The sequence below is a fragment of the Colwellia sp. MB3u-4 genome (assembly GCF_014077065.1).
Taxonomy (GTDB): domain Bacteria; phylum Pseudomonadota; class Gammaproteobacteria; order Enterobacterales; family Alteromonadaceae; genus Cognaticolwellia.
This window is the reverse complement of sequence record NZ_JACGVE010000069.1, coordinates 1-23,790: the sequence shown is the minus strand read 5'-3', so window position 1 is coordinate 23,790 and position 23,790 is coordinate 1. Positions and strand designations below refer to the sequence as shown.

Sequence of the window (23,790 nt, the reverse complement as noted above, 5' to 3'; positions counted from 1 at the left end):
GATCATGTTACTTTATGTTAAGAATTAACCCTTAACCTAGATTTAAGTGTTTGTTTTATAATCACAATAATTTTATTTTCGCTATAAAGAGTTTTCTATTATCATGCTTTACAGCCATGTAACCAAGACAGGCAGTTTATTTTACACATAAAAAAACCGGCAGAAAGCCGGTTTAAATTATGTTTTTTAGCACTAGGCTGCCATGGCACCTTTTAACTTTGCTAAGGCATTTTTCTCTAATTGTCGAACGCGCTCTGCTGATATTTCATATTTATTCGCTAACTCTTGTAAGGTAGTTTTTTCGTCATGTAACCAACGAGTACGAATAATATCTTGGCTTCGTTCGTCAAGACCGACTAAAGCATTACTTAGCCTTTTATTGGCGTGCTGCTCCCAATTCGAATCTTCTACTTCAGTAGCAAGATCAGATTGTTTATCTTCTAAATATTGCGCTGGAGAATAAGTACTGGCGCTAGCATTATCATCATCATCAGTTGATAATTCGAATGCTTGATCTTGATTACTCATCCGAGATTCCATTTCCAAAACATCTTTGGGGGTTACACCTAAGGTTTCAGCAACATTATGGACTTCATCGTGACTAAACCAACCTAAACGCTTTTTATTTTTGCGTAGGTTAAAAAATAATTTTCGTTGTGCCTTGGTCGTGGCAACTTTAACGATACGCCAATTTTTTAGCACAAATTCATGAATTTCAGCTTTGATCCAATGCACAGCAAATGATACTAGGCGCACACCCACTTCTGGATTAAAGCGTTTAACGGCTTTCATTAAACCTATGTTACCTTCCTGAATCAAGTCAGCTTGTGGTAAACCGTAGCCGGCATAGCCTTTAGCAACATGAATAACAAAACGAAGGTGCGACATAATTAACTCTTGCGCCGCTTTTAAATCATTTTCAGAATATAAACGAGTTGCTAATTCACGTTCCTTTTCAGCTGTTAGCATTGGAATGCTATATGCTGATTGCACGTATGCCTCAATGCTGCCACTTTTGGGCACAGTTAACGCCATTGATTGCATTGCTTCACTCATTTAATAACTCCTCTATCTAATCTGGTCGATGATAATAACATAAATACCCAAACCACCTCAAGATCCTCATTTTAGTGGTAAATAAAAATAATACGGCGCAGGGTGCATGAAAGATCAACATGATTTTAATGAACTAACACTAGCTTAGAAGACAGAGTGAAACAATACTCTCTGTCAATTTTTTCATGAATAATTTGTTAAACTTTGTCACCAAGATAAAAATTAGTATAAGTTACAAGGTGATGGTGAGTAAAAAAGGCAACTACAAACAGAGGACATTAATCTGCGGTTGGCTCAATTGCTCGGATATGTTGGCGTACAGAAATGAAACTGCCTAATAAACCTAAGCCAATTGCCGTGAGTTGTAATATCGCTAATTCGTTAAATGATAAGCCTGACAAAACGAATTGGCTTTGATACAGATCGGTTAACTGGCGTAAAGCGCCAGAAATATAGCTGGCTAAAATAGCGACACAAATACTCGCCACAAAACCACCAAGTAACCCATACCAAATGCCAGCATATAAAAATGGCCGCTGAATAAAGTCATCTGTCGCGCCGACTAATTTCATCACAGCAATCGCATCTTTTTGGTTAAGTATGGCCAATCGAATGGTATTGCCAATAATTAATACTACAGATAAACACAATAATATGGCGATACCGATAACAACGTCTTCTATCAAAGCTGCTATGGCCTGTAATCGAGTCAGCCATTCCAAATCCAGTTTACCTTGATCAACAGCGCGCTCTTGTTCTAATTTAAGTAATAACTCACGGGCGGCTTGTGCTTGGCTAAAACGTTGAGTTGGCGTTACCAATAAGGTTGCCGGTAATGGGTTTTCATCTAAATATTCTAATGCTTGGCCAAAACCAGAATTCACTTTAAACTCAGTTAATGCCTGCTCAGCAGAAATATAGATAACATTGGCTACTTCAGGGTAAAGCTGAATACGTTGCACAAGATTTTGTGCGACTTTGTCTGAGGTTGATAGCTGCAAAAACAAGGTGATTTCTGAGGCAGAATTCCACTGTTCGGTCACCGTTTGGGTATTTTTTACAAACAAATGTAAGGTAGCAGGCAAGGTTAAACTAATACCTAAAACAAGTACGGTCATCACCGAAGTAAAGGGTGTGCGCCACAAGTCACCTAAGCTCCCTATGGCTTGCTGCAAATGCCGTAAAACTCTGGCAGTAATGCGTCCAGTCCAGTTTAAATGCTGGCTATTATTGTGGCGAGTATCATTAGCTGCCATTACGTTCACTTATCGTTTGTAAACCATCAACAATACCGTCGGTGATCATATGACCTTGCTTTAAAGTCAGTGTGCGATACCTCATGCGGGCAATTAACCCTAAATCATGAGTCGCAATTAACACACTGATGCCCATATCATTAAACTCTTCAAATAATCGAATAATATCTAATGAAAGCTTAGGGTCTAAATTACCCGTAGGTTCATCTGCTAGTAATATGGGTGGCTTATTAACAATCGCCCGAGCAATGCCGACACGTTGCTGTTCACCACCCGAAAGCATATTAGGAAAGCACTTTAATTTACTGGTTAAATGCACTTTATCAAGTGCCGCTTCAACACGCTTACGAGTTTCTTTGTGGCTATAGCCCTCAATAATCAAAGGCAAAGCAACGTTATCAAAGACAGTGCGGTCGGGTAACAAATTATGGCTCTGAAAAATCATACCAATACCACGGCGTACATAAGGGACTTGTGCATACTTAATGGTAGACAATTCAGTACCATTGATCTCAATACTGCCAACCGTCGGCTTTTCCATCACACTCATGAGTTTTAATAAAGTACTCTTACCAGCGCCAGAGTGACCCGTTAAAAACGCCATTTCGCCAGGAGCAATAGTGAAACTCACTTTTTTAAGTGCTAAAAATCCTCCTGGGTAGGTTTTACTAACGTTATTAAATCGGATCATATCAAGTCTTATTACTCTTGTGTTTCGCGTGTGAACAAGGCGTCAATAAAGTCATTACCATTAAATGGCCGTAAATCATCAATACTTTCACCAACACCTAAATAGCGAATGGGAATAGCATGCTTATCTGCCACAGCAAAAACAACACCACCCTTTGCAGTACCATCAAGTTTTGTTAATACTAATCCAGTTAAACCCACAGCTTCGTTAAAAAGTTTAGTTTGGCTTAAGGCATTTTGTCCGGTACCCGCATCTAGGGTTAACATTACCTCATGGGGGGCATTAACATCGAGTTTTTTCATGACTCGTACCACTTTTTTCAGCTCTTCCATCAAATGGCTTTTATTTTGTAAGCGCCCAGCTGTGTCGGCTATTAACACGTCAACACCACGCGCTTTAGCGGAACTGATAGCATCAAAAATAACCGAAGCACTATCAGCACCTGTATGTTGAGCAATGACCGGCACATCATTTCGATCACCCCATACTTGTAATTGTTCAACGGCCGCAGCACGGAACGTGTCTCCTGCTGCCAACATAACCGACTTGCCTTCGGCCTGAAATTGCTTAGCTAATTTACCAATAGTGGTGGTTTTACCTACCCCGTTAACGCCGACCATTAAAATAACATAAGGGCTATTAGATGAAGGGATCACTAGGGGCTGGGTAACAGGTTCAATAATTTTTTTCAGCTCAGCTTTTAATAAATCATATAAAGCTTCAGCATTTTTTAGTTGCTGACGCGATGCAGATTCTGTTAACGCTGTAATAATTTTTGTCGTGGTTTCAACACCTACATCGGCTAGCAACAAATGGGTTTCGAGTTCTTCAAATAACGCTTCATCAATTTTTTTACCGCTAAATAAACTGAAAAGCCCACCACCTAAATTTTGCCGTGTTTTAGATAAGCCCTGCTTTAAGCGGGCAAAAAAGCCAACTTTGGGCTCTGGCTCTGGCTCTGGCTCTGCAGGTAAGTCTTCAATAATGGCATTGTCGATTGCAAGCTCTTTTGCCGGTGTTTGCTGATTATTTTGAGTCACTTTTTCTTCATGACTCATCGCATCAGTGGTTAAATGCTCTTCAGAGGCCGCTACTTGCTCAGTCTCGTCAATAGCATTTTCAACAACTGAGGCCGCGTCTTCTTGCTGTTTTTTCCCCAGACCTAACCAGGAGAACATACCTTTTTTCTTTGACATAAATGTATTTACAATATTAATTTGATGTAGAGGTTTACTACTAAAACCATCTATCTAAGACATGTTCTAACTTGAACAATTCATTAGATTAATTGCTATTCGCGGGTAAACAAGGATAAAATTGTCGATATAGTATCACCTAACCTGCCGACAAAAAACAAAAGCTGTTTAAGTTATGAGCAAAGTCAAAAAACAATCAGAAAAAAGCGCCCCAAAAGGCCATATTCGCATTATTGCAGGCCAACATCGTGGTCGAAAATTACCCGTATTAATGGCCGATGGTTTGCGGCCAACTACCGATCGTGTCAAAGAAACGGTTTTTAATTGGCTCATGCCTTATATTCAAGACGCTAATTGCTTAGATTGCTTTGCCGGCTCTGGTGGGCTGGGTTTTGAAGCCATATCTCGCGGCGCAAGTTCAGCAATTTTAGTTGAGTTGAATAAATCAGCGGCTCAGCAATTAAACGATAATAAAGCGTTACTCAAGGCCAGTAATATCCGAGTAATACAGCAAAATGCCTTAAACTTTTTGCACAGTAACCAACAAGCTTATTCGTTAGTGTTTATTGATCCACCTTTTAGAAAAGGCCTAGCGCAAAAAGCCGCTGAGTTATTAGTCGAAAAAGGTTTAACTGACGAGGCATTGATCTATGTTGAAATGGAAGCTGACGATAACCTACAAATAATGCCAAGCCATTGGCAACTTTTAAAAGAAAAGGTGGCTGGCCAAGTCATCTATCGACTCTACCAAAATGGTTCAGAGTAAGGCCAATGAATACCTAAGCATTAGCCTTATTTACCCCAAGTTAAATTAAGTTAAGTTTAGTGAAATGTGCTAAAAAAGCGCCATCAGGCGCTTTTTTTATTCGTCACTCATCCTATTTACCCGCAGATTTAGGCCACAACTTTAGGTCATGAAAATCAAAACTAAAATCTGTCGCCCAAGACACTGCTTTCATACTGACATAGCTAATACTGCCATCGGGGTTTAAATTAAAGTTCACATAAGCATCGGCTTCTAAAGTTCGATCGTCCCAACGTACAATAAAAGTATTGTGCTGATAATGCGCTAAGGTGCCATGCAGTGCCGGGGTATTAGCAAACTGCATAACTAAATGGTTATTTTCTAAGCTAATGGTTATTTCACCATACCAATCATCCACATAACTTTGCGCATAACTTGCTAACGGTAAAGAAGGTGTTGAGCTTTTATCAGCGGCTGCAGCCACTTTTGCTAACTGTGCTTTTTTGTTGGCATTATCTTTTTGCTGCAATCTAGCATAATGCGCAACCCAATCTTTTTCGGGTAGTTGAAGATATTCAGTCAAAATTTGTTGAGATAAAGCATTAAAAGCAAAACCTGATTGTTGATTGGTTAAAATAACCATGGCTAAATTTTCTTCTGGTACCATCACCACTTTTGACACCATGCCTAATATGCCGCCGGTATGTTGTACGACTTTTACGCCATGATAATCTTTAACAAACCAACCTAAGGCATAAGCATAAAAATGCGTTTTATCTTGCTCACTAGCTTGTGGTGAAACCGATAAAAGCGTACGTGCTTGCCACATTTCACGACTTTGCTGTTCACTAAAAAGCCTTAACGCTTTATCGCCATCAACACCATATTGTCCAAGATTAAGCTGAGCTTTAAGCCATAACGCCATATCATTAACACTGGATGCAACCGAGCCTGCTGATGAAAATCTCTCTAAAAAATTTCCACCAACAATATGCAACTCATCATCTAATAACACATGAGCGCGAGCCACATTTTGATTGCTTTTAGGGATTAAAGAGAAAGTTGCGCGGGTATTATCCATGCCTAATGGCTCAAAAATACGGTTTTGAATAACCTCTTGCCAAGGTTTACCTGTGAGTTTGGCAATAATCTCACCCGCAATAATATACATTAGATTGTCGTAAGCAAATTCACTGCGAAAGCTCGACACTTGGGGTAAATATTTTAAACCTTTAATAACGTCTTGATTGCTTAACGTGGTTTCTGGCCAGATCATTAAGTCGCCAGCACCTAAGCCTAAGCCACTGTTATGCGACAATAAATCAATAATAGTGAATTCTCGCGTGACATAGGCATCGGGTAGTTGAAACGCTGGAATGATATCAATAACTTTAGTTTTCCAAGTCAATTTCCCTTCGTCTACTAAAGCCGCTAACAATGCCACTGTCATGGCTTTCGTATTTGAGGCAATGCCAAATAAGGTATCGGCAGTCACTTTTTCTTTACTGCCCTGCTGAAGCACACCAAAGCCTTTACTGAGCACAACTTCGTTATCTTTAATAATTGCCACAGCAATGCCGGGCACTTGAAATGCTGCCATGGCCTTACTGACTGACAACTCAATATTAGCGACCTTGCCACTGACAGTTTGATCTGCAGCTTCAGCAAAACCCAAGGGAGAACAAAGTAGTGCGCTAACCCATAACCATACATAAGGTAATTTCATTTACCGTCCTATTTTTATTGTTGTTCGTTGTCATAACGCTAACGAAGTGGTGGTCTTTCATTCATAGTAGCATTCATCGCAAAAGGATACAGACTGAACAAATGATGGCTGCAACACTAGTTTGATAACGTCATAATTTGATATAAAATTATGACGTATAAGGAGAAGTAACAGTTAACTATTATTGATTAAACCCGCTAAAGCTTTTTTAACAAAGTTAGCTAAGGCAAACGCGGCGCTGTGTAAAGCTTGGTTATAATAATGAAAATCTAGGCCACTTGCTGCAACAGGTTGCTTGTCAAAGTCATGCACGGGGTGATATTTTTTACTGGCAAAAGTAAAGCTTCACAAACCACCAGGGTAAGTTAACTTACTAAATGAATACAAATAACTTTGTGTAAATACCGTATTGAGCACTTTTAAAAGTGCTCGCTGAATATCCATGGCCTACCATCGCATACCATGGTAAGCAAACTCATCACGTTCGGTCACCATAATTAAACCATCCTTGAGTAACATGTTGCCATGGCCTTTAGTTGCAACCACATCAAGCGTTGTAAATTCACTTTTTCCTGAAAAAAGCACTTTTTTTACTTTAAATTTTAAACCTAAAAATCTTGAAATTTTTCTGCTACACAAAAATCACAGTGCATGGTTTTCTCCTGCTAAATCAAGCACCGTTGCTTGCATAAATTTTTGCTGCGGTAATATATAGTTAGCAAAACAAACGAAATAATTATTGCTTAAATGCTCGCTTACTAAGGATTTACTCACATAATCTTTTGGAATAAATTCATTGGTTAAGTTAGCAAAGTCAAAGTCATTAAAGCTCAGTAAATCAAACGACTTTGGTGCTAGTATCGCTAAAAAATCAGCCGCTATTTTTATTAAATTAATATTGGCTTCAATACTGACGTAACTACTGTTAGCTTGAGGCGTAACATGAATAGTGAGATATTCTTTCCCTTTAATCGCATTAACAGAGTAACCAAAGGGATCAAAAACAAAATCATCCAAGGTAAAGTCAGCAAAGAATTTGTCTAATTGTAAAAATTGACGAATTTCCTGTGCTGTTAAACCCACTGTGGTCAGCTTTTCAGAAGCTCGATCGCTAATTTGATATGCAAGCAGTTCATAGGTTTTATCTAATTTATCGGCTTGAAAACTGTTATCCTGATGAAAAATATAGTTATGATGGCTGTCCAACTCACCAAAACGATAGGCTTTACCCGTAACATATTGCCCGAGCAACTTAATGTCGTCACCAAAACTACTTGGCTGAGCATGGGAAAAATATTCATTTTTACGTTGATAAATAACCTGCTTAATTTTATCCATGCCGATGTGCTGGATAAAAAATTCGACCGAATGTACTAATCGTGTATTGCCACAGGTCAAAATTAATAACCTATCGTGCCAAACAAATAAGCTCGACTCTGATAACAAAAAAGCTTTACAGTCATCATTACGAATTGACGACAAAATTTGCGCATTACAACATTGAACAAACGCGGTCCAAAAGTCATCGGTAATATCATCAAGTAGCGAAAGTTGCTTGTCTTTAACCACAATTTGAGCTTTTTTTTCTGAACCTTCAAAAAACAAAAACATATCCTCAACGTCATAACAGCAATCGCTGATGGCGCCATATTAAGTTGCCAAATTCTATCGCAAAAACAGCACACTATTTTACAAAAAAAGGTTACGAGCTTAACATCAACTTAAATTGGGCTTAATTATTGGGCTTAATTAACCACTAAAAGTTAAGCGTTAATGTCTATGCCTAAATTGGATAAACCTTCTTCTAGCACCATAGCTTTTGCCTGCAGACAACTGGCTTTGTTTTCGCTAGCCGTGGTTAAAAATTCAAATAGCTCATTTTGCGTGGCTATTTCCCACTGCATTAATGGATGTTCAGCAATTTGTTGCGCTGAGATCACTATCTCTTCTTCATCAGGAGTTATTTCATCAATTTGCTGAGCTAAGCTCAACTCAACATAGTAACTGACACTATTTTCTGACAATTTACTGATATTGCTCAAGCTATCACTTTCTAGGTCTTGCATGCCTTGAAATAACGACATTAATGCCATGGCACTATCTAAGGCTGGAAAAACACCTAAAAAATCAAAATCATCGGGATCAGGTACTTGCTCTTCAAGTTTAGCAATTTGGGCATCATAGTTAATTTTGCAACGGTTAGCTTTATCTAACCATTGCCAGATAAGATCAAGTTGATTTCTCAAGACCTTAAAGTCACCAAACTCAACATGTTCAGCAAACATTTGATAATTAGGTAACATGCGCTCAAGTAATGCAGCACTAAATGCCACCTGCTGCCATTGACTTAATTTGCTAAAAGGTAGGTTAATCGCCACGTAAAATCTCATTTTCAATGCTAAAAAGTTGGCTGTTAGTATATAAGGATCCCAACGAAATTAGCAGTTTATTTACTGAATTTTGTTAACTGCTTCTGTGCATAATCAAAGCCTAAGCGATACTCGGTTCATTTATCTTTAAGCGCATTAACTTGTTGTTCAAGTTTCAGGTTTAGCTCAGTATTTTCATCACCAAGATACTTTATGGTTTCGCGTGTTTTGTTATATTCCACTTCTTGTTTGTCTTTATTTTCTTGCTGCCAGCTGCTAGTACAAACGTTAAATTCAGTGTTTTGGTGGTTAGGCTTTATTGTTGCTGGTTTTTCACTATCTGCCTTGAGAAAAATTTTGGCTTAAAAAGCTAAATTTCACTCGAAAAAAAAGGACCAAACGGTCCTTTTTTAAGGGTAACTTACTGCGCTATTACTTTTCAGCTACAGTTTCAGCAGCTTCAGCAGTAGCTGGTGTAAAGCGAATAGCATTTACTTTAGCGGTAGATTCACTCTGGTTACGTAATTGTGCTAGACGATTAATTTGACCAATTGAACCTAACATAGCGTAAATTGGCACGAATAAACCACGCTTATGGAAATCTAAAACTTTGTCATCACTTAATTCTTGAACTTTTTTATCATTAATATTATATAAACCAACAAGTTTTTTACTTTCACCTGAGGCAAAATTAATATTAAGTTCAAGTTCTAACAATAAGTCATTATCAAGCAATTCTTTAATGAATTTCTCGTTCATCACTTCATTATCGTATAAACGACCTAGTGAATCTTGTACACCTTGAAAAAACTCAGTGTCTTTGCCTTCAGCATCAAATAATTCATGGTCTTTATCTTCACCAACAAACTTGCTGTCTAAATCAACACAAGCCGTTAATGTTTTCTCTTTTTCTGGGTCTAAACCTAAAGAAAAAGGTGCCATTGAAATACTTTGCGGAACATAAACTGCATTCCAAGAGTCTTCTTTATAATATAAGTTTTCATTCGCTTCTAAACCTAGCATTACCACACTACGGTAGCGCTCTGTACCTTGATCTTTAACAAGTACAATAGGGTAGCTGGTTGCTGCTTGAGAATACTCAGGAGCGGTGATTGGTGCAATATGTTGATTAGATACATTTGATAAATCGCGCTTGGCAGCGATTTTAATTTTCTGATGAGTTTCTTTTTTAATCGGAGTAATGTTAGCCATGAATAAGTTCTCTTTTTACTGCGTATTTTAAGCGTTGTCGTTTTTGACACTTCTTCGTTGCTATTAGTTATGGAGACACCTAATAACGCTTTCAATGGTATAATCAAAATTAGCTGGAGTTAATTTTGATTACACTTAAGCTTCTCCATAAAAATAATCAATTAAAACCATTTAAAAACAGTACGTTAATCTATGAAAATCATCAAATACCTTTGTGCTACGGCATTTATTATTAGTCCAGTTATCTGGGCTTTGCCGAAAATAACCGTCACCTTTGGCGAATCTTCTAATGGTTTTAGCCAAGTAAAAATTAAAAACGAAACCGAAGAGTCCTTAGCTTGCTTTGTCGCCATTGATGGCTATAAAGCTAAATTTCGGCTACGCATGAGATCGACCTCTCGCTGGATAACCACGACAGACACACGCTATACCTACCGAGACTTTAGTACTTGGTGTGATTATCTAGAGGTTTATCCTAACTATAAAGCTTATCAAGCGTATTAAGCTTTACTATTTAAAACGCTTAGTTAATAGCATAACTAACAACATAATCATAAAAAACTAGCTTATACATCACAGCTTGAATCATGCCTTACTGACGAGCATTTAATCTGGTGATATAAGCTTTAGTCTGTCTTAATCACTTTTAACATACGCACAAGGGTTCACTTTTAGTTACTCGCATCAAAATCTCTCACAACGCCTTTTAATCAAGGGCTAATCAACACTCAAAAAAATACAAATGATAATAACTATCGGTTGTAAGTGATTGTACTATTGACAAAAAATAAACTTCTCTTGATAAACACTAGGTTTACCACACGAAACTAAACTTCAATACCATTATGGCTGCTGCTATTTCTGCTGACACTTTTACCATATAAGCAGACGACAACTTATAGCTTTACGCAAAAAGTACTGATACCCGACCAGCAGGCAGTCAAGTTCGCCGATACCATTTGTTTGGATAAAATGCTGGTGATCACTACACATTTCACGATATTCGTCCTGAAATCGAATACGGCGTAACTGATAAATTAACCATGGCAGCAAAAGCAATTAATTGTGTGCACGACTACAATGTTGGCTCAGAAGCTGAAGGAGCGCCAATAAGCTTTTTATCCCCTGATTATTAAAATAGTGGACTATGGTGCTAAATATGGCAATATTCTTAGTAGCATTATGAACTTAAATATTGTGATATAAGTAATGATAAGGTTACTAACGACACGGGCTTTAGCGACTCAATTAAAAGTAAATGCATTGAGTTGCGCCATACTCTAATGACCATGAAATGACACCTAACAGGATATTCTCTGTATCGCGATACAGAGAATATCCTAATAACCTAAAAGGAACAGAAAATGACAGCTAAAACATACTACCCAAAGATTAAATCAATATTAACGGTATTATTACTAAGTAGTGCCTTAGGTGCTTGTGCCACCATTGATGGTGCAGGTAAAGATCTCGAAAAAGCGGGTGAAGCCATTCAAAATGCTGCTAAAGGCTAAAATAACACTGAATATAGCGACTTAGCTCTTCTAGTAACGTCACTTGAAAATACGTATTTAGCCATCATATAAAATGTAGAAACATCACATTTTAACTGAAATTTTTGGCTGTTAATGTAGGTCTATCTAACTGAATTTCAATATGTAATAAAATATTTGTAATATTGGCGCTTTAAACAGTTTGCTTGTAATTTGACATGACCACGCTGAGTAATGATGCCAAATTGGCTGATAACTTAGATATATCTATCACTGCACGAAAGGGAACAAAATATGAATGACGATAAAACAACATCTGCTGGAAAATGTCCTGTAATGCACGGTGGTGCTACAGAAAGTTCGATGACAAATATGACATGGTGGCCTAAGTCGCTAAACCTCGACATCCTTCATCAACATGATAATAAAACCAATCCTATGGGCACGAATTTCAATTATCGGGATACGGTTAAAGATCTCGACATTGCCGCGCTCAACAAAGATATGCACGCATTAATGACTGACAGTCAAGACTGGTGGCCCGCAGATTGGGGACATTATGGCGGTTTAATGATCCGTATGACTTGGCATTCAGCCGGTACCTATCGTATTGCTGATGGACGAGGTGGTGCCGCTACCGGTAATCAACGTTTTACCCCGATTAATTCTTGGCCCGACAACGCAAATTTAGATAAAGCACGACGTCTACTTTGGCCAATCAAAAAGAAATACGGTAACCAACTTAGCTGGGCAGATTTAATTGCTTACGCCGGCACTATTGCCTATGAATCTATGGGGTTGAAAACCTTTGGTTTCGCCTTTGGCCGTGAAGACATTTGGCATCCAGAAAAAGACATCTACTGGGGTGCTGAAAAAGAGTGGCTTGCACCTAGTGGCAGCGAAAATAGCCGTTATTCTGGTGAGCGCGATTTAGAAAACCCGTTGGCTGCAGTAATGATGGGATTAATCTACGTTAACCCTGAAGGTGTAGACGGCAAATCTGACCCATTAAAAACCGCTCATGATATGCGTGTTACCTTTGAACGTATGGCGATGAATGATGAAGAAACCGTTGCCCTAACCGCCGGAGGTCATACGGTGGGGAAATGTCACGGTAATGGCGACGCCTCAATACTTGGCAGAGAACCAGCAGCTGCCGATATTTCAGAGCAAGGCACAGGTTGGAACAATAAAACTAAGCGTGGTATTGGGCGCGATACCGTAACCAGTGGTATTGAAGGTGCATGGACCACTCATCCTACACAGTGGGATCATGGTTATTTCTCTATGCTACTTAACCATGATTGGGCGCTGAAAAAGAGCCCCGCTGGCGCTACGCAGTGGCAACCCGTGAACATTAAAGAAGAAGATAAACCGGTTGATGTTGAAGATGCTAGCATACGCAAAGATCCCATTATGACTGATGCAGATATGGCATTAAAAATGGATCCCGCTTACCTTAAAATTTCACAACGTTTTGCCAATGACCCTGAATATTTCTCTGACGTTTTTGCCCGTGCATGGTTCAAACTGACCCATCGCGATATGGGCCCGAAAGCACGATACATTGGTTCAGAAGTACCGCAAGAAGATCTTATTTGGCAAGATCCCGTACCCACAGGTATGACAGGTTATGATGTTGATGCCGTTAAGGAAAAAATAGCGGCTAGTGATTTAACTGTCAGCGAAATGGTTGCCACAGCATGGGACAGCGCTAGAACTTTCCGTGACTCTGACAAGCGCGGTGGTGCTAACGGTGCTCGTATTCGCCTAGCACCACAAAATAACTGGCAAGGAAACGAGCCTACACGCTTAGCTAAAGTGCTCGCTACATTAGAAACTATTGCAAACGAAAGTGGCGTCAGTATTGCTGATGTTATTGTCCTCGCAGGTAATCTCGGTATTGAGCAATCAGCAAAAGCGGCTGGCGTTGATATTACAGTACCATTTGCCCCTGGACGTGGTGATGCAACTGACGAGATGACCGATGTAGAGTCATTCAAAGTACTTGAGCCTCTGCATGACGCTTATCGTAATTGGCTCAAAGCTGACTATAGTGTTAGCGCTGAAGAGCTGATGCTAGACCGCACACAGTTAATGGGTTTAGCTGCTCATGAAATGACCGTACTTATTGGTGGCATGCGTATGCTTGGCACTAATTTCGGTGGTAGCAAGCATGGTGTATTTACCGAGCGTGAAGGTGTGTTGTCGAACGATTATTTTGTTAACTTAACGAATATGGATTATAAATGGCAGCCCGTTGACGATAATTTATATGAAATTCGTGAACGTAAAACAGATAAGGTCAAATGGACAGCCACGCGCGTTGATCTTATCTTTGGCTCGAACTCGATTCTTCGTGCTTATAGTGAAGTTTATGCACAGGACGATAATAAAGAAAAATTTGTCCACGACTTTGTTGCCGCATGGACCAAGGTGATGAACGCTGACCGTTTCGATTTAGCATAACTTTATACTAATCTCCTAAGCTAATATTCCTTTGCATCGACAGTGATTTCGGTGTGGAGGGGTATTTACTATTGTCTATCTAATGTTACCCAGACAGCTCTGTCAAATATTTGCTAATACTGAGATTAAAATCAGACGACTTCAGTATGCCGGATAATTTTTTCGATTCTTCTTAATAGCACAACTCTGTCACTATCACTCAGTGATTGTTTAACTTGTTGTTGCTCAATCATTGCGGTCTGCATTCGTACAAAGTTTTTATGCTCTGCTGTTTTAGCTTGAATCGCGAGAACATGTAAGGAGTCTAGCATCTTGATCGTAACCGCAAGGTTTGTTTCACACTCCTGCCTTATTTGATCAAAAGCCGCTGTAGCGATATCTGTAAAAGTTAACGCTTTACACACTAATCGCGGCACACCATCAACAAAAATATGGGTCTGTGGAAAAACTTTATCGGCTAAACTACACAACACTGAACTGAGTTTATCAATGCAAGTTATCGCCGTATATGGGTCATTAATGCCTGGTGACAGCGCTCTTAAGGCAATTTCAACTAATTGATGTACAGCAAACTCTGGATCCTGAATAGGCGTTCTATAGGCACCATGAACTGTATGCTTGATAATAGCTTCGCTAATACCTTGTTCAACCTCACCTTTCGAAAAAACCGTGGCGATGATTGCGTTTTCAACAATAAAGTCACCCGCTGAAAAGTGCAATTGAATCGTACATTGCGATTTATTTGCCAGATCAAGTAAACTCTCTTTATCGATAAGTTGCAGGTATGCACTGAAAGGTGCTGAAACTTCAAACTGGCACGAGCCTATATTTTCTTGAACTGACAAGGAGTCTTCACGAATAAGATCTTGTTTGGATATTTTTGGAAATAGCTTAGCTATAGTTTGCTCTAACTCACAATATACGCCATCAATAACAACGTCGGCTTGAATTGATTGTGCAACATGGTGAATAAAATAAATTAAGATCCAGACACTAAAACAGGTCATTGTTATAGCAACGGCTAGTGTTATTCCAGGCTGGAAGGCATAAGGCGCTTTAAAACTTATGGCGCAAAATACCGTAATACAAAATAAAAATGTGGCTATAAAACTCCCCAAGACAAATTGTGTGCCTTTATCCATCATAAAGTTGCGCATTAAACGCGGACCAAATTGTGAAGAAGCTAACGTCAATGAAACTATGGTGATTGAAAATGCAATGCTGGTAACAGTGATCATAGCGCCTGCTATCGTGCCTAATAAGGAACGTACAGCGTTTACGTCAGTAGCATATAAAAACGACACTATATTTGGCTTATCCTGCGGGTGAGTAGCATCCAAATAGATGGTGCCCGCAGCCAATATCAGTGAAAAAAACATCATTGAACTTGGTACGAACCAAAAGCTAGATTGAATTTTTTCAAAATGTGGCGCCAATTTACTGTTCATATTTAATGCCTGCTTCAAGGGTAAATAGTTAATACTTAATGAGTTAAACTATTTTTACTAACCGTTTGTTGACAACTTTTTATTCGCTTGTTAATAAGCATATATCAAGTGTAGCTCGACCAATAAATATTTGATAATGAAAGCGCATTTTACAAAATACCTTATCCACTTTAACGTAGCGTTTTAACTCATGTAAATTTTGGCATTAACAAGATAGCTATTCCTTACTGTTTGCCAAATACAAAAAAGGCCTAAATAGGCCTTTTATAATTTTAGTAGTAAAGTAAGTGCTCTTTACTGCTACTTGAACTAATGACACCAGATGAATTAATTAGCGTTAGTAACAAGTTTATTAGATAAATTTTCAAGCACATCGGCAGCGCTGTAACTTGACTCGTTGCTCATAACACCTTTGCCCAGACGAATTTCTAAAATACTATGCACTTCTTTGCGGCTATGCGTATTAGTACCACTAAAGGCAACCCCGACTTCACTGCTTGGACGTCGGTAAGTTTCACAAGTTAATAGTCCACAACGACGTTCAACCCGCTGCTGATGCGATAAATCTATCGAGGAAGCTGGCTGAACTTTTTCAGACTCTACAAAGGTTTCTTTACTGGTGATCACAAACCAATCATAGCCTTGCGCTTGAGTCAGTTCAGCTGCTCTTAACAGGGCATAATCCGCGGCATCTGCAACACTATTAGAGACACTTTTAAACTGCACGCGAAACCTGTCTTCCGTTATTTTTTGCTCGCTATAGCCGACTGAGCCTTTGCTTGCTGGGCGGTATTCAGGCTTAGATGCGCAAGCCGTTACTAATAAAGTCATCAATATAAATGTAATAAGTTTTTTCATTTTAACCTCGATTATTGTTGCTCAGTTTGCCAGTTATTTGCGATGGCTCGTTGTTCTTGAGCGCTGTCCATAGCCGGTCCATTGATCATCGCGTCTATAGCGCTATCCAGTTGCGCTTGGTTAGACGCGGCGCGGTAATTTTGAGTGTTTTCAGTAAGCTTTACTTTTTCGGTAATTTTTAACTGCCATTGGCCATTCTCTTTACAGGCAATATTAACACTCGCCGTTTGCTCGCTATCGTGCTGAAACTGGCGACAGTAATCACCGGCACGGTTAGTAAAACTTAAGTTAGCCGTGATCTTATCGCCTTGCGCTATTGATGATATTTCGCCACTTCGCTGCTGATCTAATACTTGTGTTATACCCGCAGTAAGCACTGTCGGTGCTTGTTGAGACTGCATTAAGGTTACCGTGCCTACGCCAAATAACATGGCAACACCAGCGGCCAATGCATAAGGCTTTTGTAGGCTTTTATTGAAGTTTTTCCAAGCGGATAAACTCACGACATTTTTCGCTGAGTCAGCCGCTGACTCAGCCGTTTTTCCTTGCGCTATTTTTTTATCGATGCTTTGCGCTAATGGCAATAAATTATCTGCCATCGGTGTGCTATCAATCACAGCAGCATTTTCTGCCACCCAGTGATCCGCTTGTGCTAAATCCGCTAAACGCATCACTAAATCGTCATCGCTTTCCAGCGCACAGCGAATCTCTTCCATGGCTGCTTCGCTAAGTTCAGCATCTATAAAAGCACTTAACATTTCATCGCTGATTTTCATGCGTCTGCTCCTAACCTATCAGGTTTTATCATATCTAATAATGCGCAGCGCGCTCTTGATAATCGACTCATCACAGTACCAACAGGGATTTCCATTGACGACGCCACTTCTTTATATGACATACCCTGTACCGCCACTAAAGACAAAATAGCGCGTTGTTCGTCGGGTAAAGTATTCATCGCGACATTAACTTGTGCGAGCATTTCTTTGCTGTCGAATGCTTGCTGTTCATTCACGCTTTGTGGTTCTTGCAGTTCAGGTTTAAGCACTGCATTCTGCCTGACTTTGCGCGCACGATATTCGTCAATCCAGACATTTCGACAAACCTTAAAAGCCCATTTGTTGACATCTACTTCATCAGGCACACCTTTTTTCAGTATTTTTTCTAGCGTAATTTGCACTAAATCGTCAGCATCTGCGGCATTACCGGTTAATGAGTAGGCAAAGCGTCTTAGCATTGGTAGTATATTTTCAATGGTATTATGCATGTTTTTTACTCCTCTCTACTAAGAAGACGTATGTAAAAAAATTTTATTCCATCAAAGGAAATTTATTTTCAGTTGAAACGTTTTATTAACTACACGCTTATTTTTGAGGCTCAAGATTAACATGAAAACCTTAGCTTTTACCGCCATATTTATTGCTGTTTTTAGTACCTTATCATCTGCCCAACAATTGCCCACAGGCGGTGTTTTAGGACAAATTAATACCATAGAGCGTACCGCCCGCGATATTACTCGACAACTCGATAGACCGCCGCTACTAGCCCCTTTTGAATTAAGTCACTTACCCGACATTAACAAGGTTAGCACTGAGCCACTTAACACTTTACCTGCCACTTTAGCGATAACCACCAGCGCAGGTAAAAACCTTTGGCTTGATGTCGAAGTAGAAGGTGGCTTTCGAGCTGTTCAGCGACAATGGCTACTATTGACCGACGATAGCAGTAAAAAACGCTTAATTGAGCATGGAGCGCTGATTATTACCGAGTCGCGTTATGCTAGTTTGGGTATGGCATTGCTGCGTTTTAATGTGCCCGAAGCTTTAGACTCAAAGCAAGCGTTAAGCCAGATACTCTCAACACAAGCCGCGCTAAGTTTAGCTAGAAACCATATTTATCAAACACAAAGTCAAACAAGTCAGCGGGTAGATGAAAATTTAAGCCGTCATCACATCGACAATGAAAAAGTAACGCCACTAAGCCGCGTTAATCCGGCTTGCGAATTAGCGGTAAAAGTGGGCCTGGTTGATAGCGCAATTGATACCAAACATAAGGCCTTTAAACACGCTGATATTACCGCGAAATCTTTTTTACCTGATGATTTAGCTGCCTCGTTGCAACACGGTACCGTGATCGCCAGTTTATTGGTTGGCAAGTCCACACAACTGGTGCCACTGTTACCACAAGGTAAAATATATTCCGCGCAAGTATTTTATCAGCAGTCAGACTATGCCCAGGGCGCGACGCTGTCAGCTATCATCGCTGGCGTGAACTGGCTGTTAGAACAAAACGTGCCCGTGATTAATATGAGTTTAGCGGGGCCGGACAATCAAATTTTGCATAGCGTACTAAGCGCCGCTATCGCCAAAGGTGCAATCGTTATCGCCGCGGCGGGTAATGAAGGGCCGGCAGCTCCGCCTATGTATCCTGCGGCTTATCAAGAGGTTATCGCGGTCAGTGCGATAGACAAACATCAACAACCGTATCGTTGGTCAAATAGAGGTGACTATGTTGATTACTCAGCGTTAGGGGTAAATGTACTCACAGCGCAAAGTGGCCAACGTGTGGGTAGGGAGTCAGGTACATCGATTGCTGCCCCATATGTTACAGCAACCTTAGCCTGTTTAGCGCTAACTTATGGTAAGAATAAGCAGGATTTATTAGATAAACTCAATGATTTAGCGATAGATTTGGGCCCTAAAGGTAAGGACCCTATTTATGGTGTGGGCGCAATCTTTAGACCTTAAAATTGCGCTTTAATAGACAATGAAGAGAGGGTTTGGCTGTACGTTTGGCTATCAAGTTGTGAACGGTAATCGCCATATTCAAGGTTACTGACCAACGCGAGGTGTTTATTGAAGTCTAACTGCCATTGCGCGTGAAAAATGTTTCTATGTTCATCTGCCTTTGACTCAAGCTGACTGTCCATATCCTCATTACCATAGGCTTGATAATCTTTCGATTCAAAACGCCAGCCTATCGCGGCTTTTTGCGCTAAACCAAATAATTCAAACTTTTGCGAAAGCTTAGTGCTCAGCCCATAACCATTATAATTAAACTCAGGGTTTGTAGCCGTTTCCTTATCCGCACTCACGCCGAGCATAAACATAGTGTCACCGTCGTTAAGAAAGTGGAACAGCTCAGCACTGGCACCAAAAGCGTCGGCATTACGACTAGTGATCACAGCAAATTTTTTACTTTTAATTTTTGCACTGGTACGTAAAAATGTTTGTGGTTGCAGAAAAGTGCCTAGGTAAATACTGGCTTGGTGAAAGGTTAAAAAGCTATCGCCGGCTAATTGGGCCTTAGCCCCATCATAACGCAGGCCTAAATCTTTTTTACGCCATTGATAACTAGCATCAAGACTCACTTGATGTAAGGTTAAGTCAAAGGCATCAAACTCATTATAGTCTTTTTCATTATAACGATATGCCGCGCTTATTTTCGCTTTATCATTAACTTTCCACAAACCAGTAACTGCTGCTGTTTTTTGCAGGCCACTGTCACCTTGTGAAGAAACCTCATCAAGCTCATCAACACTCAGTGCTGAATTACTAATTAGACCTAAAGAAACTTCGCCATTAACCGTCATAGGCTCTGATGTTGCCGCCATTAAATGTAGACTTAAAACACAGCTTAAACCACTTAATATATATTTCATCTTAACTACCTCAAATAAAAAAAGTGCCAGGGCTACTGGCACATTCAACATGGCAACAATTACCAAGCTAACGCTAAATCGCTTGTTAAGGTACTAACCACTTCAGCAGCGGTTGCAGCCGCCAACTCAGTGTTAATTTGCTCAGTAACCGCACTAGTAATTTGCGTATTAAGGTTTTCACTGATGGCACTTTGCGTACTTGAGGTGATTGCATCTTCAACATTGGCATTAATCGTTTGCTCAAGCGCTTGCGAGGTTTGTGCTGCCGCATCTAATGCAGTGATGTTTTGAACATTAGCTATTTCTTGTAGGGAAAGTTGCTGAGTTATTTGCGAAGTGTTAGCAAAAGACGTTGCGCTATCAAGCGTAGGGTTCAAGGCAACATTTTCAGGTGCTGGCATAGCTGCTTCAGACCCTACTTCAGGCTCTTCTGGTGCAGCACTTTCTGCTAGCGCTGGAAACTCTGCGCTTGTCACTTGGGTAAGTGACTGGCTCAAGTTCAATGCAGTATCCAATGTGCTGATATTTTCAACATTAGCCATTTCTTGCAAAGATAATTGCTCAGAAGGCTGTAGAGTGGGTTGCTGAGAAGGCTGCAAAACGAGTTGCTGCGTTACTTGTGAAGTGTTAACAAAAGACGTTGCACTATCAAGTGTAGGATTCAAAGCAACATTTTCAGGCGCTGGCATGGTTTCACTCGGCATAGCTGCTTCAGACCCTACTTCAGGCACTGTTGCAGAGTTTTCAGGTGTATTACTTTCAGCTAATGCTGGAAACTCTGCGCTTGTCACTTGGGTAAGTGACTGAGCCAAGGTTGCTGCTGTAGCTGAAGTGACATTGATGTTTTTACCAGCGTCATTTGATAAACGAGTGATTAACTGACTATTGTTATCAAAGGCTTGCGCTGTACCAACATTCGCTGTGTTATTTGACGGCTGTGCTGTTGATTCACTTGGTGTAGACTCTGCTGTGTTCTCTGCTGCGCTCTCTACTGTGTTCTCGTCTTCACTATTCGTCTTAACTTGCGTATCGCTCTGAGCTGAAGTGTCTGATTGTGTAGAACTATCAGATGAGTCAACTTGCTGAGATGCCTGAGTTTGTTGATTTATGTTGGTGCTTTGGCTAATTTCAAAATCAGCAGCTTGCGTAATACTGACCCAACAACTCATGCCACTTAATACCAATACTTGTGCAATTTTATTTAATGTAGTCATGTTCACTTCCTCTAATGTCTGTTTATATTTATGTTAATGACACTGAGATAACGGATGACGTGAGGTGTTTATTCCAACATAGTTGAAAACTATTTTTAAAAACTAAATTTAAAATATTTTGATATTAATTATTTCATCAACTTACATACTTCGTGAATTTTATAATTATAGCGGCTATAAGTGTATTTAAAATTTCATCAGATATTTTCACCCGATGTGATGCGGATCTTATTTTACTAGCAACATGATTTAAATAACAAAAACAATAAACCACCTCTTACTTGAAATAAATGACTGTAAATCATTACCGTAAACATTCAACATTTACCTTCACTAACTTCAATTCAAACATGTCATTTATTTCAAATCAAATTAAAGCACTTAAAATCAGTTACTTGGTTTATGGCTCGAAATTTGCAATAATATTGATAATAGGTAAAAGATATAGATATTTAGGAAAATGACATATGAAGCTAAAATATATTCATAAGAGTGCCATGCTGTTAGTTGGAATGTTAAGCATTTCAGCAATACCTTTCTCCGCACACAGTGCTAAAAGTTTATTAGATCCCGTGGTTGATCGCCACAACGAAGTGATCATTCAAGGTAATGATATTTTAAGTGTTAAGAAAATTATTGGTGATGTAGGTGGACTTATCACTCACGAATTGTCCTTAATAAACGGACTTGCTGTAAGCGTAAGTGATACCGAGTTAGCGACTTTAAAATTATTTGAAGGCGTTATTACCATCATTAAAAACGAAGCAGTTTTTACCGCCAGTGCACTTGATAACTGTAAAGTTTACGGCAGCCATGTCGTTGAAATGTCAGCTAACAAAATCCGCTGGAATATTTATAATGCCAAAGACCAAAAAGTAAATTTCAATAAAATGACCTTTAATTGGCCTGCAGGATTAGGCAATATACGTACACTTAAAATCAATGGTCTTCCTGTATTTGTTAGCGTAATAGCAGATCAAAATGGCGAGTTAGTACTTAATGCCGCGGATATTCCTGCCACTGCATTTTTAGAGGCTTATGAAGATGCGACGGTTGAATTAGCTTTTACAAATAATGGTACTGATAGTTACATGCACAACGATTTTTCGATGGATGTGAGTTTCGCTGAAAATTGTGACCGTCAACTTGCAAAAGGTTACGAAACTCAAAGTATTGATGGTGACAGCAACACCTATTACGTCAATATTATTGGTGCAGATGCATTACACAATATGGGTATTACCGGTAAAAACGTTACTGTAGCCGTAGTCGACAGTGGCCTTTGGGGTGCTCACAAAGCATTAAACCGCAATACTTCGAACCGATCTAGAATCAAAGCAGCATACGACGCTATAAACGGCACTGAAGTTTCGCCTCATAAAATGACCGATGAAAATATTCATGGTACTCACGTAACTAGCATTATTGCTAACAGCGATCGTGCGGTTGAGCATGGTCAAATGACTAGTCATTATCAAGGTGTAGCACCTGATGCTAACTTAGTGGTGGTAAAAGCTATACATCCAGACGGTCACAGTACATATGCTGATGCTATTCGTGGCTTACAATATATTGCCGATAATCACGAAGCGTTAAATATTCGTGTTGTTAACTTGTCATTCGGTGCGCAGCCCCGTTCAAGTTATTGGCAAGATCCACTTAACCAAGCGGTTATGGCGTTATGGGAAAAAGACATAGTAGTAGTAACATCTGTGGGTAATACTGGCCCTAGTGCCATGACAGTTGGCGTTCCTGCTAACGTACCTTATGTCATAAGTGTTGGTGGCATCAGCGATAACAATACCTTAGATACTAGTGATGATAAAATGTTGTCATTTTCATCTCAGGGTCCAACGCATGACGCTTTTATCAAACCTGACTTAGTGGCCCCAGGTGGCCATATGTTTAGTTTAGGTAATTCAACAATGCAAACTGCCATTAAATTTCCACAGTACTTAATGGCTAAAGATCGCTACATGATGTCAGGTACTTCACAGTCTTCGGGTGTGGTAACCGGCATAGTCGCTTTAATGCTACAAAATAACCCTAACCTAAGTGCTAACGATGTTAAATGTCGACTATTAGGCAGTACTAGCATGGCACAATCACCAGACGGTACACTTGCTTATAGTCCTTTTTATCAAGGCTCAGGCAGTGTTAATGCTATTAAAGCCGTAGAATCAACACTACAAGCTTGCGCTAACAATGGCATGGATATCGTAGCTGATTTAAGTGGTGAGCAACACTATACAGGCGCTGCTCGTCAAGACGCCGATGGTAACTACTACATTCAAGGCTTCGAGTTTGAAGTTTGGGAAGAAGGCTTTATTTGGAATGAAGGTTTTATCTGGAATGAAGGTTTTATCTGGAATGAAGCATTTATGAATACTGAAGGTTTT

At 39.7% G+C, this 23,790-nt stretch carries 22 protein-coding genes; 6 read left to right on the top strand and 16 right to left on the bottom strand.

Annotation, left to right across the window (positions count from 1 at the left end):
* Positions 1 to 192 precede the first annotated feature (192 nt).
* The 4 genes from rpoH to ftsY form a co-directional block, all read right to left on the bottom strand.
* On the bottom strand, positions 193 to 1,056 hold the full coding sequence (gene rpoH, locus H4J61_RS04805) for an RNA polymerase sigma factor RpoH (RefSeq protein ID WP_182137088.1): 864 nt from the start codon (positions 1,054 to 1,056) through the stop codon (positions 193 to 195).
* Between the two features lie 278 nt (positions 1,057 to 1,334).
* A complete protein-coding gene (gene ftsX, locus H4J61_RS04800) occupies positions 1,335 to 2,312 on the bottom strand; it encodes a permease-like cell division protein FtsX (RefSeq protein WP_182137087.1) in 978 nt (325 codons plus the stop codon).
* Complete coding sequence (gene ftsE, locus H4J61_RS04795) at positions 2,302 to 3,003, bottom strand: cell division ATP-binding protein FtsE (RefSeq protein ID WP_182137086.1); 702 nt, start codon at positions 3,001 to 3,003, stop codon at positions 2,302 to 2,304. Before ftsE ends, ftsX begins: the two co-directional genes overlap by 11 nt.
* Before the next feature lie 11 nt (positions 3,004 to 3,014).
* Entirely contained in the window at positions 3,015 to 4,199 is a 1,185-nt protein-coding gene (ftsY, locus tag H4J61_RS04790; RefSeq protein WP_182184136.1) for a signal recognition particle-docking protein FtsY, read from the bottom strand.
* Between the two features lie 175 nt (positions 4,200 to 4,374).
* On the opposite strand from ftsY, the gene rsmD reads away from it, so the two are divergent.
* Entirely contained in the window at positions 4,375 to 4,965 is a 591-nt protein-coding gene (gene rsmD / locus H4J61_RS04785) for a 16S rRNA (guanine(966)-N(2))-methyltransferase RsmD (RefSeq protein ID WP_182137084.1), read from the top strand.
* Between the two features lie 112 nt (positions 4,966 to 5,077).
* Here rsmD and H4J61_RS04780 read toward each other — a convergent pair whose 3' ends face one another.
* The 6 genes from H4J61_RS04780 to H4J61_RS04760 form a co-directional block, all read right to left on the bottom strand.
* Positions 5,078 to 6,670 (bottom strand): serine hydrolase, encoded by a 1,593-nt coding sequence (locus tag H4J61_RS04780; protein WP_182184133.1) that lies wholly within the window; start codon positions 6,668 to 6,670, stop codon positions 5,078 to 5,080.
* Positions 6,671 to 6,844: 174 nt separating this feature from the next.
* Positions 6,845 to 6,982, bottom strand: coding sequence for a hypothetical protein (locus H4J61_RS17775; protein WP_220461190.1), 138 nt, complete (start codon positions 6,980 to 6,982; stop codon positions 6,845 to 6,847).
* A 135-nt stretch (positions 6,983 to 7,117) separates the two neighbouring features.
* The gene (locus tag H4J61_RS17770) at positions 7,118 to 7,309 is read right to left on the bottom strand and encodes a hypothetical protein (RefSeq protein WP_259363104.1); all 192 of its coding nucleotides are present in this window, start codon (positions 7,307 to 7,309) and stop codon (positions 7,118 to 7,120) included.
* Between the two features lie 3 nt (positions 7,310 to 7,312).
* Positions 7,313 to 8,275 (bottom strand): adenosylmethionine decarboxylase, encoded by a 963-nt coding sequence (locus tag H4J61_RS04770; protein WP_182184131.1) that lies wholly within the window; start codon positions 8,273 to 8,275, stop codon positions 7,313 to 7,315.
* 158 nt (positions 8,276 to 8,433) lie between these two features.
* Entirely contained in the window at positions 8,434 to 9,060 is a 627-nt protein-coding gene (locus tag H4J61_RS04765) for a YjaG family protein (protein ID WP_220461188.1), read from the bottom strand.
* Between the two features lie 411 nt (positions 9,061 to 9,471).
* Complete coding sequence (locus tag H4J61_RS04760) at positions 9,472 to 10,251, bottom strand: SapC family protein (protein ID WP_182137081.1); 780 nt, start codon at positions 10,249 to 10,251, stop codon at positions 9,472 to 9,474.
* 192 nt (positions 10,252 to 10,443) lie between these two features.
* Here H4J61_RS04760 and H4J61_RS04755 point away from each other — a divergent pair, with 192 nt between their 5' ends.
* The 3 genes from H4J61_RS04755 to katG all read left to right on the top strand — a co-directional run bounded on the left by H4J61_RS04755 (position 10,444) and on the right by katG (position 14,213).
* Positions 10,444 to 10,755, top strand: coding sequence for a hypothetical protein (locus tag H4J61_RS04755; protein WP_182184128.1), 312 nt, complete (start codon positions 10,444 to 10,446; stop codon positions 10,753 to 10,755).
* A gap of 860 nt (positions 10,756 to 11,615) precedes the next feature.
* Positions 11,616 to 11,765 carry an entericidin A/B family lipoprotein gene (locus H4J61_RS04750; RefSeq protein ID WP_182137078.1) on the top strand — a complete coding sequence of 50 codons (150 nt, stop codon included), beginning with the start codon at positions 11,616 to 11,618 and terminating at the stop codon, positions 11,763 to 11,765.
* 273 nt (positions 11,766 to 12,038) lie between these two features.
* Complete coding sequence (gene katG, locus H4J61_RS04745) at positions 12,039 to 14,213, top strand: catalase/peroxidase HPI (RefSeq protein WP_182184126.1); 2,175 nt, start codon at positions 12,039 to 12,041, stop codon at positions 14,211 to 14,213.
* Between the two features lie 131 nt (positions 14,214 to 14,344).
* On the opposite strand, the gene H4J61_RS04740 is transcribed toward katG, so the two are convergent.
* The 4 genes from H4J61_RS04740 to H4J61_RS04725 form a co-directional block, all read right to left on the bottom strand.
* A complete protein-coding gene (locus tag H4J61_RS04740; RefSeq protein ID WP_182184124.1) occupies positions 14,345 to 15,661 on the bottom strand; it encodes a DUF2254 domain-containing protein in 1,317 nt (438 codons plus the stop codon).
* A 327-nt stretch (positions 15,662 to 15,988) separates the two neighbouring features.
* Positions 15,989 to 16,519: a CC0125/CC1285 family lipoprotein gene (locus H4J61_RS04735; RefSeq protein WP_182184122.1), complete on the bottom strand. Its 531-nt coding sequence runs from the start codon at positions 16,517 to 16,519 to the stop codon at positions 15,989 to 15,991.
* An 11-nt stretch (positions 16,520 to 16,530) separates the two neighbouring features.
* The gene (locus H4J61_RS04730) at positions 16,531 to 17,295 is read right to left on the bottom strand and encodes a hypothetical protein (RefSeq protein WP_182184119.1); all 765 of its coding nucleotides are present in this window, start codon (positions 17,293 to 17,295) and stop codon (positions 16,531 to 16,533) included.
* The gene (locus tag H4J61_RS04725) at positions 17,292 to 17,783 is read right to left on the bottom strand and encodes an RNA polymerase sigma factor (RefSeq protein WP_182184117.1); all 492 of its coding nucleotides are present in this window, start codon (positions 17,781 to 17,783) and stop codon (positions 17,292 to 17,294) included. The genes H4J61_RS04730 and H4J61_RS04725 overlap by 4 nt, the downstream gene beginning before the upstream one ends.
* A 121-nt stretch (positions 17,784 to 17,904) precedes the next feature.
* Between H4J61_RS04725 and H4J61_RS04720 the strand changes: the two genes are divergently transcribed.
* Entirely contained in the window at positions 17,905 to 19,263 is a 1,359-nt protein-coding gene (locus H4J61_RS04720) for a S8 family serine peptidase (RefSeq protein WP_182184115.1), read from the top strand.
* Here the strand turns inward: H4J61_RS04720 and H4J61_RS04715 are convergent.
* Positions 19,260 to 20,177 carry a hypothetical protein gene (locus H4J61_RS04715; protein WP_182184113.1) on the bottom strand — a complete coding sequence of 306 codons (918 nt, stop codon included), beginning with the start codon at positions 20,175 to 20,177 and terminating at the stop codon, positions 19,260 to 19,262. The genes H4J61_RS04720 and H4J61_RS04715 overlap by 4 nt on opposite strands.
* A 59-nt stretch (positions 20,178 to 20,236) precedes the next feature.
* Positions 20,237 to 21,391: a hypothetical protein gene (locus H4J61_RS04710; protein WP_182184110.1), complete on the bottom strand. Its 1,155-nt coding sequence runs from the start codon at positions 21,389 to 21,391 to the stop codon at positions 20,237 to 20,239.
* A 467-nt stretch (positions 21,392 to 21,858) separates the two neighbouring features.
* Here H4J61_RS04710 and H4J61_RS04705 point away from each other — a divergent pair.
* The coding region (locus tag H4J61_RS04705; protein ID WP_182184108.1) for a S8 family peptidase at positions 21,859 to 23,790 on the top strand (1,932 nt) is incomplete at its 3' end.

What these genes read in the sequence shown, in the direction of transcription:
- rpoH (WP_182137088.1), bottom strand. Translation starts at nt 1,056, where the DNA reads ATGAGTGAAGCAATGCAATCAATGGCGTTAACTGTGCCCAAAAGTGGC.
- ftsX (WP_182137087.1), bottom strand. Translation starts at nt 2,312, where the DNA reads ATGGCAGCTAATGATACTCGCCACAATAATAGCCAGCATTTAAACTGG.
- ftsE (WP_182137086.1), bottom strand. Translation starts at nt 3,003, where the DNA reads ATGATCCGATTTAATAACGTTAGTAAAACCTACCCAGGAGGATTTTTA.
- ftsY (WP_182184136.1), bottom strand. Translation starts at nt 4,199, where the DNA reads ATGTCAAAGAAAAAAGGTATGTTCTCCTGGTTAGGTCTGGGGAAAAAA.
- rsmD (WP_182137084.1), top strand. Translation starts at nt 4,375, where the DNA reads ATGAGCAAAGTCAAAAAACAATCAGAAAAAAGCGCCCCAAAAGGCCAT.
- H4J61_RS04780 (WP_182184133.1), bottom strand. Translation starts at nt 6,670, where the DNA reads ATGAAATTACCTTATGTATGGTTATGGGTTAGCGCACTACTTTGTTCT.
- H4J61_RS04765 (WP_220461188.1), bottom strand. Translation starts at nt 9,060, where the DNA reads ATGAGATTTTACGTGGCGATTAACCTACCTTTTAGCAAATTAAGTCAA.
- H4J61_RS04760 (WP_182137081.1), bottom strand. Translation starts at nt 10,251, where the DNA reads ATGGCTAACATTACTCCGATTAAAAAAGAAACTCATCAGAAAATTAAA.
- H4J61_RS04755 (WP_182184128.1), top strand. Translation starts at nt 10,444, where the DNA reads ATGAAAATCATCAAATACCTTTGTGCTACGGCATTTATTATTAGTCCA.
- H4J61_RS04750 (WP_182137078.1), top strand. Translation starts at nt 11,616, where the DNA reads ATGACAGCTAAAACATACTACCCAAAGATTAAATCAATATTAACGGTA.
- katG (WP_182184126.1), top strand. Translation starts at nt 12,039, where the DNA reads ATGAATGACGATAAAACAACATCTGCTGGAAAATGTCCTGTAATGCAC.
- H4J61_RS04740 (WP_182184124.1), bottom strand. Translation starts at nt 15,661, where the DNA reads ATGAACAGTAAATTGGCGCCACATTTTGAAAAAATTCAATCTAGCTTT.
- H4J61_RS04735 (WP_182184122.1), bottom strand. Translation starts at nt 16,519, where the DNA reads ATGAAAAAACTTATTACATTTATATTGATGACTTTATTAGTAACGGCT.
- H4J61_RS04730 (WP_182184119.1), bottom strand. Translation starts at nt 17,295, where the DNA reads ATGAAAATCAGCGATGAAATGTTAAGTGCTTTTATAGATGCTGAACTT.
- H4J61_RS04725 (WP_182184117.1), bottom strand. Translation starts at nt 17,783, where the DNA reads ATGCATAATACCATTGAAAATATACTACCAATGCTAAGACGCTTTGCC.
- H4J61_RS04720 (WP_182184115.1), top strand. Translation starts at nt 17,905, where the DNA reads ATGAAAACCTTAGCTTTTACCGCCATATTTATTGCTGTTTTTAGTACC.
- H4J61_RS04715 (WP_182184113.1), bottom strand. Translation starts at nt 20,177, where the DNA reads ATGAAATATATATTAAGTGGTTTAAGCTGTGTTTTAAGTCTACATTTA.
- H4J61_RS04710 (WP_182184110.1), bottom strand. Translation starts at nt 21,391, where the DNA reads ATGACTACATTAAATAAAATTGCACAAGTATTGGTATTAAGTGGCATG.